Annotated in this window: 14 protein-coding genes and 1 pseudogene; 7 read left to right on the top strand and 8 right to left on the bottom strand. The window is 62.2% G+C overall.

The features are described from left to right. Positions 1-4: 4 nt before the first annotated feature. From urtD to X771_RS1000000166880, 3 genes are all read left to right on the top strand, one after another. Complete coding sequence (gene urtD / locus X771_RS148025) at positions 5-751, top strand: urea ABC transporter ATP-binding protein UrtD (protein WP_023688640.1); 747 nt, start codon at positions 5-7, stop codon at positions 749-751. Positions 752-820: 69 nt separating this feature from the next. Continuing rightward, positions 821-1516: an urea ABC transporter ATP-binding subunit UrtE gene (gene urtE / locus X771_RS148030; RefSeq protein WP_023688639.1), complete on the top strand. Its 696-nt coding sequence runs from the start codon at positions 821-823 to the stop codon at positions 1514-1516. A gap of 531 nt (positions 1517-2047) precedes the next feature. Continuing rightward, positions 2048-2224, top strand: coding sequence for a hypothetical protein (locus tag X771_RS1000000166880; protein ID WP_023670936.1), 177 nt, complete (start codon positions 2048-2050; stop codon positions 2222-2224). A gap of 92 nt (positions 2225-2316) precedes the next feature. On the opposite strand, the gene X771_RS148035 is transcribed toward X771_RS1000000166880, so the two are convergent. The 8 genes and pseudogenes from X771_RS148035 to X771_RS148065 form a co-directional block, all read right to left on the bottom strand. Further along, positions 2317-3462: a GGDEF domain-containing protein gene (locus tag X771_RS148035; protein WP_023688638.1), complete on the bottom strand. Its 1146-nt coding sequence runs from the start codon at positions 3460-3462 to the stop codon at positions 2317-2319. Between the two features lie 322 nt (positions 3463-3784). Next, a complete protein-coding gene (locus X771_RS148040) occupies positions 3785-4588 on the bottom strand; it encodes a DUF72 domain-containing protein (protein ID WP_023670938.1) in 804 nt (267 codons plus the stop codon). A gap of 28 nt (positions 4589-4616) precedes the next feature. Continuing rightward, positions 4617-5081 (bottom strand): N-acetyltransferase, encoded by a 465-nt coding sequence (locus X771_RS148045; RefSeq protein ID WP_023688637.1) that lies wholly within the window; start codon positions 5079-5081, stop codon positions 4617-4619. A 34-nt stretch (positions 5082-5115) separates the two neighbouring features. Beyond that, positions 5116-8037 carry an excinuclease ABC subunit UvrA gene (gene uvrA / locus X771_RS148050; protein WP_023688636.1) on the bottom strand — a complete coding sequence of 974 codons (2922 nt, stop codon included), beginning with the start codon at positions 8035-8037 and terminating at the stop codon, positions 5116-5118. 783 nt (positions 8038-8820) lie between these two features. Beyond that, positions 8821-9042: a hypothetical protein gene (locus tag X771_RS148055; protein WP_156932470.1), complete on the bottom strand. Its 222-nt coding sequence runs from the start codon at positions 9040-9042 to the stop codon at positions 8821-8823. A gap of 146 nt (positions 9043-9188) precedes the next feature. After that, positions 9189-9796: pseudogene (locus tag X771_RS01000000165105) on the bottom strand (ATP-dependent Clp protease proteolytic subunit). A 29-nt stretch (positions 9797-9825) separates the two neighbouring features. Next, a complete protein-coding gene (locus X771_RS148060) occupies positions 9826-10293 on the bottom strand; it encodes an SRPBCC domain-containing protein (protein ID WP_023688634.1) in 468 nt (155 codons plus the stop codon). After that, a complete protein-coding gene (locus X771_RS148065; RefSeq protein WP_023670944.1) occupies positions 10290-10604 on the bottom strand; it encodes a metalloregulator ArsR/SmtB family transcription factor in 315 nt (104 codons plus the stop codon). Before X771_RS148065 ends, X771_RS148060 begins: the two co-directional genes overlap by 4 nt. A gap of 133 nt (positions 10605-10737) precedes the next feature. Here X771_RS148065 and X771_RS148070 point away from each other — a divergent pair, with 133 nt between their 5' ends. The 4 genes from X771_RS148070 (at position 10738) to X771_RS148085 (ending at position 12768) form a co-directional block, all read left to right on the top strand. After that, complete coding sequence (locus X771_RS148070; protein WP_023688633.1) at positions 10738-11139, top strand: hypothetical protein; 402 nt, start codon at positions 10738-10740, stop codon at positions 11137-11139. Between the two features lie 210 nt (positions 11140-11349). Next, positions 11350-11883 carry a single-stranded DNA-binding protein gene (gene ssb, locus X771_RS148075; RefSeq protein WP_023670946.1) on the top strand — a complete coding sequence of 178 codons (534 nt, stop codon included), beginning with the start codon at positions 11350-11352 and terminating at the stop codon, positions 11881-11883. A gap of 37 nt (positions 11884-11920) precedes the next feature. Continuing rightward, entirely contained in the window at positions 11921-12346 is a 426-nt protein-coding gene (locus X771_RS148080; RefSeq protein ID WP_023688632.1) for a DUF2306 domain-containing protein, read from the top strand. Continuing rightward, positions 12343-12768, top strand: coding sequence for an OsmC family protein (locus tag X771_RS148085; protein WP_023688631.1), 426 nt, complete (start codon positions 12343-12345; stop codon positions 12766-12768). Before X771_RS148080 ends, X771_RS148085 begins: the two co-directional genes overlap by 4 nt. Positions 12769-12775: the final 7 nt, after the last annotated feature.

Here is a 12775-nt window from a genome sequence, read left to right as displayed (position 1 = left end):
AGCGATGTCGAAGTCCAACACCATCCTCTATCTCGACGGCGTCTCGGTCTCCTTCGACGGTTTCCGCGCCATCAACAATCTGTCGCTGGTGCTCGACAAGGGCGAGATGCGCGCCATCATCGGTCCCAACGGCGCCGGCAAGACGACGATGATGGACATCGTCACCGGCAAGACCCGGCCCGACGAGGGCGAAGTGTTCTTCGACGGCCAGGTCGATCTGACCCGGCACGACGAGGCGGAGATCGCCATGATGGGCATCGGCCGCAAATTCCAGAAGCCGACCGTCTTCGAAAGCCACAGCGTCGAAGACAATCTGATGCTGGCGCTGAAGGGCCCGCGCTCGATCTTTCCGGCGCTGTTCCATCGCCGCTCGGCCGCCGGAGCCAGACAGATCGACGACATCCTCGGCATCATCAGGCTGGGCGACAAGCGCCACGATCTGGCAGCCAATCTCAGCCATGGCCAGAAACAGTGGCTGGAGATCGGCATGCTGCTGGCGCAGGACCCGAAGCTGCTTTTGGTTGACGAGCCGGTCGCAGGGATGACCGATGCCGAGACCGAGGAAACCGCGCGGCTGCTCAAGGACATAGCGCGCGACCATTCGGTCATCGTCGTCGAGCACGACATGCATTTCGTGCGCGAACTCGGCGTCAAGGTCACCTGCCTGCATGAGGGCTCGGTGCTGTCGGAAGGCTCGCTCGATTTCGTCTCGGCCGACGAGCGGGTCGTCGAAGTTTATCTCGGGAGATGAGCATGGTCTGGCGGGTGCAATTCCATCGCTTCGACTTTTCGTTCCTCCGCTTCTGGAGAAGGCGCTGACATGCTCGAAGTTTCCAACGCCACGCTCCATTACGGCGCTGCTCAGGCGTTGCGCGGTGTGTCGCTGACGGCGGGTGCCGGCAAGATCACCTGCGTGCTCGGCCGCAACGGCGTCGGCAAGACCAGTTTGATGAGATCGATCGTCGGCCACCACCGGCTGACGAGCGGAAGCGTTGCCTTCGAGGGGAAGGCGCTCGACCGGAGCGCGGCGTATGATCGCGCCCGGTCGGGCATCGCATTCGTACCGCAGGGCAGGGAGATCTTTCCGCTGCTGACGGTGCGCGAAAACCTGGAGTCCGGCTTTGCGCCGTTGAAGCGCGCCGACCGCAACGTGCCGGCGCATGTCTTCGAACTGTTTCCGGTGCTGAAGCAGATGCTGGGGCGGCGCGGCGGCGATCTCTCAGGCGGCCAGCAGCAGCAGCTCGCCATCGGCCGGGCGCTCGTCATGCGGCCGAAACTGCTGGTGCTCGACGAGCCGACCGAAGGCATCCAGCCCTCGATCATCAAGGACATCGGCCGCGCCATCCGCTATCTGCGCGACCAGGCCGGTATCGCCGTTCTGCTGGTCGAGCAATATCTGGATTTCTGCCGCGAGCTCGCTGACGAGGTCAACATCATGGACCGCGGCCAGATCGTCCACACCGGCCCGGCCGAAGATCTCGACCGGGCGGACGTCAGGAAGTTTCTGACGGTTTAACGCAGGTCGACGGCTGCACGGATCGTACACGTCGAAGATTGGCTGAAATGCCCACAATCACTTCGTCATTCTAGGGCGGAGCCAAGGAGCGGAGCGACGCGCGCAGACCCTAGAATCCATGCCGCGACATCAGCCAAAGAGCGCCGCGATGCAGAACAAGATCGCTTCTGCGGCACATTGGCATTCCACATTCTGCACCGTTAATGACGCTTCTTCGTCCCGGCATGGATCCCTGGGTCTTCGCTCCGCTTCGCGTCGCTACGCCCAAGGATGATGAAGTCGCGAAGGTCCGCACCCGTTGCGTCGGACTTTCGTCCGAGGCCGCCACACTCTGGCACGCCGAATACTGCATGCTAGTCTTTCCTAGGCCTCGGTGAGTCGGCCGCTTCCGTATCAGTCTGGTTCTGTAGCAGATCGAGGGAATATGCTGGCTCAGCCTGCAAGTTCCACGCAAGCAAGCCACCCTAGCTTCCCTCGCAGTTCTGATTGTCGGTCAATGCGTTCAGATAATCTTGCCAGGAGAATAGGGCTATGGAACGGTTCGTCGAGGACCACCAGAAACGACGGCTGACAGAGCGTGTCGACATCATCACCGCCATCAACATTCTGCGCTCGCAAGGCTACCAGCAGGATGAGCTGATCGGCGAAATCACCAAGGTTTTCTACGTCGACCTCGACACTTACAACGAGATCGTCATAGCGGCCTAAAAGCGCGTCGCGCCTGAACGGCCTCATGCGACGCGCTTTGGGGTGTTGTTTTACGTGTGGTGAGGTTCAGGCCGGCTGAATATCAGCCCAGCCTACCCGGCGCGCCGGAAGGCGAGCACACGGTTGCGGCCGCCGCGCTTGGCGCCGTAAAGCGCTTTGTCGGCGGCGCTGAGCACCTTGTCGAATTTGGTGCCGCCCTCGCTGCCGAAGGCGTAGCCGGCGCTGACGGTGCAGGACAGCAGGCGGGTCTCGGTATCGATCCGGCGCATGGCAAAACTGGCCCGGATCCGCTCGGCTATGAATTCCACCTTTTCAGGCAAGGTGCGATCGAGCACCAATGCAAATTCCTCTCCGCCCATGCGCGCGGCGACATCGCCCGGCTGGAGATTGGCGGTCAAATCCTTGGCGAACAGTTTCAGCACCTCGTCGCCGGTGGCATGGCCGAACTCGTCATTTATCGCCTTGAAGCCGTCGAGATCGAACACGATCACGGCGGTGAAGGACCGGACAGGTGTTTTGCCGTGCAGGTCGAACAAAGCGCGCCGGTTGAGCAGTCCGGTCAGCGGATCGGTCAGCGCTTCGCGGCGATGATACTGCGCCAGGCGTCCCTGGTTGAGCGCCAGCGAGAGCGCGCCGATGCCGGTCATGCACGCGATGACGACGATGAGGCTGAAATCCTCGGCCCAGTTGCTCGGCGCATGGCCAAGCACCAGCCTGCCATCCCAGACAAGTGCACCGGAGCACAGCACGAAGGAAATTGCGGTGGCTGTGTAGAGCCCGGCAATGCCGAGGATCGGGGCAGGGAATTCGGTGCGGCCCTTCCAATATTCATAGGCCGTCGCAAACAAAAGCAGCGCGGCGAAGGCATTCTCCAGCATGAAGCCCAGCCCGTCATAGCCAAGCGCCATCGGCGGCAAGGCGACTGCCAGCGAGACGCCGGCGCCGACAGCAATGCGGGGCAGCGGTGACCTCCCTGTCGTGAACTGATGGGCAGCGCCCAGCATGGTCGCGAAGCCGAGCAGCAGGAACGTGAAGCTGGCGAGGCCGAGCAGGCGTCCGGGCGCGTCGATATAGGCCTGGTAGGCGAAGACGTCGGCGACGATCAGAAGCACGCTGACCGCCCAGGTCAGCAGGAATTTTTCCGAGCGCGCGGTAAGCCAAATGCCGAACAGCGTCAGGCCGAGGCAAGCGGCGGAAAACCCGACAGCCAACAGAAGGGAACTGTAGTCGAGCGACATGCCCTCGTCCTTGCGCGCGGCGGCCGGCCTATAGAAAGGACCCGCACCGGATTTATGCAGGAAGGAGGTATCGATAAGGTTACGATGCGCATAAGCTATCACGCTTCGGTTCATCGTAGCAATTCTGGGTTGAAACCCTTTTCAAGGGAAAGCGCTACCCGGATTTCCGGGAAAACCGGTCCGCACTTTTCCTGGAATTGCTCCTAATGCATGTCGCCCAGAAGTGTGCCGCGGTTCTGGGACAACGGCATGCATCAAGACAAAGACTTAAGACTTAAATCGCGCCGTATGAATCCGTTTCAGCGCGACGCGCTTTAACCGATCAGCTCACTCGCTTCATCAGCGCCATGGCGCCGAACGGCGCGCGCACCTTGCCCTCGGTGATGAAGTAGACGAACACGTCGCGCGGTTTCACCGGCGCGTCGAAAGTCGGATCGGCGCGCCGCAGATCGGCCGGCTGCTTGCCTTGCGCCCAGGTCTTCACCCGCGCTGCCCATTCGTCCAGGCCCTTCGGCGTATAGCAATCCGGATTGTCGTCGCTGCCGGTCTGCAGCCGCGCATAGATAAAATCGCCGGTGATGTCGGCGATACCAGGATATTTGGCATGGTCGGCATAGACGATCGCCGCCTTGTATTTGCGCGCCAGGCCCACAAATTCCGGCACGCTGAAACTGTCGTTGCGCACTTCCAGCGCATGGCGCAGCGCCACGCCATCCTGCTTTTCCGGCAGCAGCTTCAGGAAGGCCTCGAAATCGTCGGCGTCGAACTTTTTCGTCGGCGCGAACTGCCAAAGGATCGGGCCCAGCTTGTCGCCCAGCGCGGCAATGCCGGAGCCGAGGAAGCGCGTCATGGACTCGCCGGCTTCGCCAAGCACGCGCCGGTTGGTGACGAAGCGATTGCCCTTCAGCGAATAGACGAAACCGTCCGGCGCCTCGCCCGCCCATTTGACGAAGGTCGGCTCCTTGAAGCTGGAATAGTAGGTGCCATTGACCTCGATGCTCGGTACCTGGCGGGTGGCGTAACTTAGCTGTTTGGCCTTGGAAAGCTTGTCCGGGTAGAAAGACGTATCCCAGGGTTCGAAAGTCCAGCCGCCCATCCCGGCGCGGATTGTTCCTTGGCTGATCATCGTCTTCCTCCCAGTTCTAAAAATGCGGTCAGGCTATTTTTCCAATCGGTTTGATCATGTCGACCACGGTCCATCCGGGACGGTGGGGATTGGCTCGGCGGCCCGTTTCGTGGAAGCCATAGGCCGTATAGATCTCGATGTTCCGCTCCATGCGCGAATTGGTGTAGAGCCGCACCTCCGGCACACCCCATAGCCGCGCCTGTTCCTGGGCGAAGTCGAGCAGCGCGGTGCCGAGTTTCCTGCCCTGGAAAGCGGGGGAGACCGCGACGCTGAAGATCATCGCATGATCGGGATGGCGCTCAATAACGATCAGCCCGGCGAGTTCCGCGCCGCTCTCCAAGAGCCAGACCTCGCCACGCTCGATGCGTGGCGCATAGTCCTCGGTGACTGGGAGCGGCGGCGCGCCTAACAGGGGCGTGTAGTGCTCATAGGCGGTCTGCGTCAGCGAGACGACTGCGTCGAGATCACCGGCAAGCGCCTGTCGGACTGTCATTCAAAGCTCTCCAGGCGCCCGACCGGTCTGTCAGTTACTCCGCCGCTTCGCGCTTGCCTCCGGGCCGCCGCTCCAAAAGCTCCTTCAGGAACTGGCCGGTGTAGCTGCGCTTTTCGCGCACGATGGCTTCCGGTGTGCCCTGTGCCACCAGTTCGCCACCGCCATCGCCGCCTTCGGGGCCGAGGTCGAGCACCCAGTCGGCGGTCTTGATGACTTCGAGATTGTGCTCGATGACCACCACCGTGTTGCCCTGGTCGACCAGTTCGTGAAGCACTTCCAGCAACTTGGCGACGTCGTGGAAGTGCAGGCCGGTGGTCGGCTCGTCGAGGATGTAGAGCGTCTTGCCGGTCGCCTTGCGCGACAATTCCTTGGCGAGCTTGATGCGCTGCGCCTCGCCGCCCGACAGCGTCGTCGCCTGCTGGCCGATATGGATGTAGCCGAGGCCGACCTGCTTCAGCGTCTCCAGCTTGTCGCGCACCCCGGGCACGGCGGCAAAGAAATCGACGCCTTCCTCGACCGTCATGTCCAGGACGTCCGCGATCGACTTGCCCTTGAACACGACATCCAGCGTCTCGCGGTTGTAGCGCTTGCCGTGGCAGACGTCGCACGTGACGTAGACGTCGGGCAGGAAGTGCATCTCGATCTTGATGACCCCGTCGCCCTGGCAGGCCTCGCAGCGGCCGCCCTTCACGTTGAAGGAGAAGCGGCCCGGCTGATAGCCGCGGGCCTTGGCCTCGGGCAACCCGGCAAACCAGTCGCGGATCGGTGTGAAGGCGCCGGTGTAGGTGGCCGGGTTCGAACGCGGTGTGCGGCCGATCGGCGACTGGTCGATGTCGATGACCTTGTCGAGGAATTCGAGGCCCTCGATGCGGTCGTGATCGGCCGGATGCTCGCGCGAGCCCATGATGCGGCGCGACGCCGCCTTGAACAGCGTCTCGATCAGGAAGGTCGATTTGCCGCCGCCAGACACGCCGGTGACGGCGGTAAAAGTGCCGAGCGGGATTTCGGCAGTGACGTTCTTGAGATTGTTGCCGCGCGCGCCGACGATCTTCAGCCGGCGGTTTTTCTTGGCCTCGCGCCTGACACCGGGCGTGGCGACTTCGAGCGCGCCCGACAGATATTTACCGGTGATCGAGTTGGGATTGGCCATCACCTGCTGCGGCGTGCCCTGGGCGATGATCTCGCCGCCATGAATGCCGGCGGCCGGACCCATGTCTACGACATAATCGGCATGCAGGATGGCGTCCTCGTCATGCTCGACGACGATCACCGTGTTGCCGATGTCGCGCAGATGCTTGAGCGTGTCGAGCAGGCGGGCATTGTCGCGCTGGTGCAGGCCGATCGACGGCTCGTCCAGCACATAGAGCACGCCGGTGAGGCCGGAGCCGATCTGCGACGCCAGCCTTATGCGCTGGCTCTCGCCGCCCGACAGCGTGCCGGAATTGCGCGACAGCGTCAGATAGTCGAGGCCGACATCGTTGAGGAAGCGCAGGCGGTCACGGATTTCCTTGAGAACGCGCACCGCGATCTCGTTCTGCTGGTCGTTGAGATGTGGCGGCAGTTCGGTGAACCATTTGTCGGCGTTGCGGATCGACTGCTCGGTGACCTCGCCAATGTGTTTTCCGGCGATTTTGACCGCCAGCGCTTCCGGCTTCAGCCGGTAACCCTTGCAGACCGGGCAGGGCGTCGCCGACATGAAGCGCTCGATCTCCTCGCGCATCCAGGCGGATTCGGTTTCCTTCCAGCGCCGTTCGAGATTGGGAATGACGCCCTCGAACGTCTTGGTGGTCTTGTAGGAGCGCAGGCCGTCATCATATTGGAAGGTGACCTCGCGCTCGCCGGTGCCGCGCAGGACGGCTTCCTTGGCCTCTTCGGTCAGGTCTTTGAACTTGTCGCCGAGCTTGAAGCCGTATGCCTTGCCCAGCGCTTCCAGCGTCTGCGCATAATAGGGCGAGGTCGATTTCGCCCACGGGCTGACGGCGCCGTCGCGCAGCGAGACGTTTTCGTCCGGCACGATCAGGCTGGCGTCGATGGCGCGCTGATTGCCGAGGCCGTCGCAGGTCGGGCAGGCGCCGAACGGGTTGTTGAACGAGAACAGCCTGGGCTCGATCTCCGGAATGGTGAAGCCGGAAACCGGGCAGGCGAATTTTTCCGAGAACAGGATGCGCTCATGCGTCTCGTTCTTCGATTTGTTGACCGAGTCCTCGCCGGTCTGGCTGGCGTCGAGCGGCCGGTCGGCGAACTCGGCCACCGCCAGCCCTTCGGCGAGCTTCAGCGCCGTTTCGATGGAATCGGCAAGCCGTGTCGCCAGGTCGCCGCGCACGACGATGCGGTCGACGACGACGTCGATGTCGTGCTTGTACTTCTTGTCCAACGCCGGCACATCGGCGATCTCATAGAAGACGCCGTCGACCTTGACGCGCTGAAAGCCCTTCTTCTGCAGCTCCAGCAGTTCCTTGCGATACTCGCCCTTGCGGCCGCGCACGATCGGCGCCAGCAGGAAAAGGCGCGTGCCTTCCTCGACCGCCAGCACCCGGTCGACCATCTGTGAAACCGTCTGGCTCTCGATCGGCAGGCCGGTCGCCGGCGAATAGGGGATGCCGACGCGCGCGAACAGCAAGCGCATGTAGTCGTAGATCTCGGTGACGGTGCCGACCGTCGAACGCGGGTTCTTCGACGTGGTCTTCTGCTCGATCGAGATGGCCGGCGACAGGCCGTCGATCTGGTCGACATCCGGCTTCTGCATCATTTCGAGGAACTGGCGCGCATAAGCCGACAGGCTCTCGACGTAACGGCGCTGGCCCTCGGCATAGATGGTGTCGAAAGCAAGCGACGATTTGCCGGAGCCCGACAGGCCGGTCATGACGATCAGGCTGTCACGCGGCAGGTCGAGATCGACATTCTTTAGGTTGTGTTCGCGTGCCCCGCGAATGGAAAGGTATTTATGGTCGGCCATCGCCGGTCGCCGCCTCAGGTCTGGTGTCAGTGGGATCGGCGGGTTTTCCCGGCCATTCCCTATGTAGGTATTTTTGCCGCCACGTCGAGAGACGCCACACTTCTCGACCAAAGCCGTTTAACCGTCTTTCGCGCGAACGGGCAAGCGGAAAGAACAAAGACCGAACACGCTCCTGACAAAGCTGTGCAGAAACTGACAAGGGTGTTTCAGAAACTGACCCTAACGTAAGCTCCCGACGATCACATTTTCCGTAACCGGCTATTCAAGGTTGACGCCGTCGAATCAGGGGCGCACTCTGCCGGAGTCAACGGAGCCGGCCGTCTTTGATGGCCTCGCCGCCCATAGCGGCCTGCGAGACGCCGCAGGTTTTTGCGATTTGTGCTTCGGATTGACACCTGTCGCAACGGACATAGGAGCGGAGCATGACGCCACCGGATAGTCCCTTGAGGCTCCACCTGCTAGTGGAGCCGCGGCGGGCATAAGTGCCAGGTAGTTTCGAGGCATTGAAGTGTATGTGTCCAAATGGACGCATCGCGACAATCCAACAAACCACCCGACAAACCGTGACCTGCCGAATCCCACAAAAATCAGAGACGGCTAGTCGGATCGTCGGCTGAACGCCGCGAAGCATCCGAAATCAAAGTCGGTATAACACTACCGGCAGTTTGGATTTGGAATCCAAAAAAAGCCCCGACCGTTAGCGGAAGCAACGGCGGGGCTGTTCTTTTGCGAGGAAGTCGTCGGCGCAGGCTTTCTCTCCCGTATAGTAGCTGGGAGAAGGGGCTACCGGCGCGGCGGCTTGATCCCACCCGTGCCGACATCGACAGTGATGCTGCCGGAAATCCTGACATCGGTGCCGCCGATCTTGAACGTGCCGTTCTCGCCGGCAGACAGCGCGTCGTCCGGCTCCGGCTGCGGCGCGGGCTTGGCGATGCGGTAGTCGCCGGTCACGCCGGGCAGGGCGCCTTTCCGCGACGTGCTGGTGCTGCCCCCGGCAAAGGCCATGCTCGATGTCGCCGCCGTGATGGCAATGGCTATGGTCAGTCTGTTCAGGTGGTAGCGCATGGCAAGACTATAGTGCCGCGCTCAAGGCGAGGCCAGACCAGCAGCGTTGCAATTGAGGGAACACCGGCCTGAATTCGATACGGTGATCAGGCCGCTGCCTGCTTGCGGGTGTCGAAGACGTGGTCGACCAGGCCCCAGTCCTTGGCTTCCTTCGCGGTCATGAAGAAATCGCGGTCAAGCGTGCGTTCGACCTCTTCGTGGGTGCGGCCGCAATGGTGAGCGTAGAGGTCGGCCATGTGCCGCTTGGTGCGCAAATGCCTTCGGCGTGACGCTGGATGTCGGAGGCCTGGCCCTGGAAGCCGCCCAAAGGCTGATGCAGCACGATGCTGGCATTGGGCAGCGCGATGCGCCGCCCCGGCGTTCCCGCCATCAGCAGGAACGAGGCCATCGACGCGGCAAAGCCCATGCACACGGTCGACACCGGGCAGCTGACATATTGCATCGTGTCGTAGATGGCGAAGCCGCTGGTAACCACGCCGCCCGGCGAGTTGATGTAAAGCGAGATCTCCTTGTCGGGGTTTTCGGATTCCAGCGACAGGAGCTGGGCGCAGACCAGCGCCGACATGCCGTCATTGATCTCGCCATTGACGAAGATGATGCGCTCGCGCAGCAGCCGCGAGAAAATGTCGAAGGCGCGTTCGCCGCGGCTCGATTGCTCGATCACCATCGGCACCAGATTGGCAAAGCCGCTCATCTCATTGTCTCCGTTTTGATTTTTCCGGTTCAGGCAGCGCGCAGCAACAGGCGCGGCGCGTTGGCGGCGACTGGCGGCTTGGGCTTATATGCGTGCAGCGAGAGCCGGCAGCCGGCGCCGGCCATCGCAACCGCAGGCGTCAGGACAAACCCGTCATGGACGATGCGGAGATGCGTGCCGCCGGAAACGGTGCGGGCGAGTGTGAAGGTGACGATGCTCTCCAGCTCCTCGCGGTCGGCGTCGCCGGAACGCTCGCGCCAGGAATAGCGCAGCAGGCGCCCCGGTTCGGCATCGAGCACTTCGCACTCGATCGGCTTCTCAGGCCCGGCAAAGGCAAAGCGGCTGCCGGTTTCCGGCTTGATGTCGTTCGGCATCATCCATTCCGCCAAGAGATCCGGCACGGTCAGTGCCCGCCACACTTTTTCCGGTGCGTCCGGCAGATCGCATTCGAAGGCGAGGGCATCCTTGGCGGTCTGCGTCTGCTTTTCGTCGGTCATTGGTCCATGTCCTTCAAAACGGCCTTCAGTCTTTCGATGCGCTCCGGCCAGAATGCGCGGTAGCGTTCGATCCAGCCGAGCAGCGGCTCGAGCCCTTGCGGATCGGCGCGGTAGTAGGCGTTGCGGCCGGCACGTCTTTCGCTGACCAGGCCTGCGCCGCGCAGCACGGCAAGGTGCTGCGACACCGCCGGCTGCGACACGCTCATGCCGGTGCGCAACTCCGAAACGCTCATCTCGCCGGAAGTCAGCCGCTCATAGACGGCGCGTCGCGTCGGGTCGGCCAGGGCGCGAAAAATCTCTGCTTCGATCATGGCAAAAGCATAAGTCGATACTTATCGATTTGGCAAGGGGTGTTTTGAATGCCCCGTATTGATTGGATCCTGCCGGGCCTCTAATCCATGGGGAACAAGATGGGCCGCTCATGGCGAGGCAGGAGTAGTATTTATGAATTCCAACGTCGATCTTTCGTCCGCCGAGAACCTCAACGAGGCTCTGAGGCTCTATCGCCGCCTCGTCCTCGGTACAGGCGCCATCGCCGTCATCGGTTTCGTGACCGTGATCTTGTTGGCCAAGCTGGGTACGGCGCTATCGCCGCCATACGGGATTTACATCTTCGGCGAAGGATTGGGGACCTGGGGCCTGATCGCGGTGGTAGCGGCGCTCGTCGCTCAGGTCTGGTGGCACGGGCGCGCGATCGGAAAATTGCTGAATGACCCGGCTCTGAAATCTGAACCTGCAGTCGGGCTGATGTCGGCACCAACCGTGATCGCACAGCGCGCCCATGCCATGGGTATGGAGTGGAGCGGCTTTTTCGGTCCGTTGCGACCAGCGAAAAAACGGCGCTGACGACACCGCTTCTCGCCGCTGCGTGTCAGCTAAATCCACGCGCCCGCGTCGGCGATTGCTGCCATTCCTTGACAATCCGTGGTTAACAGTATAGGAACGAAAAGGGAACAAAAACCTTGTGGGAAAAGCCAGCCGCGGCAAGCCAGGATTGTCCGCGGCCTGTAAGGTGAACGACTTGAAATTTGGTTCGGATGAGCGCGGAGAAGTGTCATGGCGGGTAGCGTCAACAAGGTCATTCTGGTCGGCAACCTCGGCGCGGACCCTGAAATCCGCCGCCTGAATTCCGGTGACCCGGTCGTCAACATCCGCATCGCCACGTCGGAAAGCTGGCGCGACAAGAACTCCGGCGAGCGCAAGGAAAAGACCGAATGGCACAACGTCGTCATTTTCAATGACCAGATCGCCAAGGTCGCCGAGCAGTACCTGAAGAAGGGCATGAAGGTTTACGTCGAAGGCCAGCTGCAGACACGCAAATGGCAGGACCAGACCGGCGCCGACAAGTACACGACCGAAGTCGTGCTGCAGAAATTCCGCGGCGAGCTGCAGATGCTCGATTCTCGCGGCGAGGGCGGCGGTCAGGTCGGCAACTATGCCGGCGGCGGCGGCGCGAGCCGTGGCTCGGATTTCGGCCAGTCTGGCCCCAATGAGAGCTTCAACCGCGGCGGCAACAGCGGTGGCGGCGGTTCCAAGGGCGGCGGTGGCGGCGGCTCGTCGCGCGAACTGGACGACGAAATCCCGTTCTGAGCTGACGATAGTCAGCGATATCTGAGGAGAGGGCGCGATGTCGCTCGGACCGCTTCTGTCGGCGCGCCCTCCCATTCCATGGCACGCCTTCGCGGCCCTTGCCGCGTTGGCCATTGGCGCTACGCAACTGGCGCTGCCGAAAGGCACGACGCGCCATCGTGTCGTCGGCTATACCTGGGCGGCGCTGATGCTGGTCGTCGCCATCTCCAGTTTCTGGATCCAGCAGATACGCCTCGTCGGTCCGTTCAGCCCGATCCATCTCTTGTCGATTTTAGTGTTGATCGCCGTGCCGCTGGCGGTCTGGCACGCGCATATGCATCGGGTCGCCAAACATCGCAGGGTCATGATATCGCTGTATGTTTTCGCCCTGATCGGCGCCGGCGTGTTCACGCTGCTGCCGGGGCGGATCATGCACACGGTCGTCTTCGGCCAGTTACGCTTTCTGAAAGGAAGATTGCCGTGAGAGCCCGGATCAAATGGGTCGAGGAGCGCACCTTCGTCGGCGAGTCCGGCAGCGGCCACAAGGTTGTGCTGGGAACCGCCTCCGGGCCGGAAGGCAAGACGCCGGGTCCGAGCCCGATGGAACTGGTGCTGATCGGCACCGGCGGCTGCTCGGCCTATGATGTCGTTCACATCCTCGAAAAAGGCCGCGAGGCGATCGAGGACTGTGTTGTCGAACTCGACGCCGACCGGGCCGAAACCGACCCGAAAGTCTTCACCCGCATCCACATGCATTTCATCGTCACGGGCCACGCGCTGTCGCACGACAAGGTCCAGCGCGCCATCAACCTGTCGATCGAGAAATACTGCTCGGCCTCGGCCATGCTGGCCAAGACGGCTGTCATCACCCACGATTTCGAGGTCGTCGATACGGCGGTGGAGTAGGGAGCAG

The sequence above is a fragment of the Mesorhizobium sp. LSJC269B00 genome (assembly GCF_000502815.1).
Taxonomy (GTDB): Bacteria; Pseudomonadota; Alphaproteobacteria; order Rhizobiales; family Rhizobiaceae; genus Mesorhizobium.
This window is presented reverse-complemented; position numbering and strand designations above follow the sequence as displayed.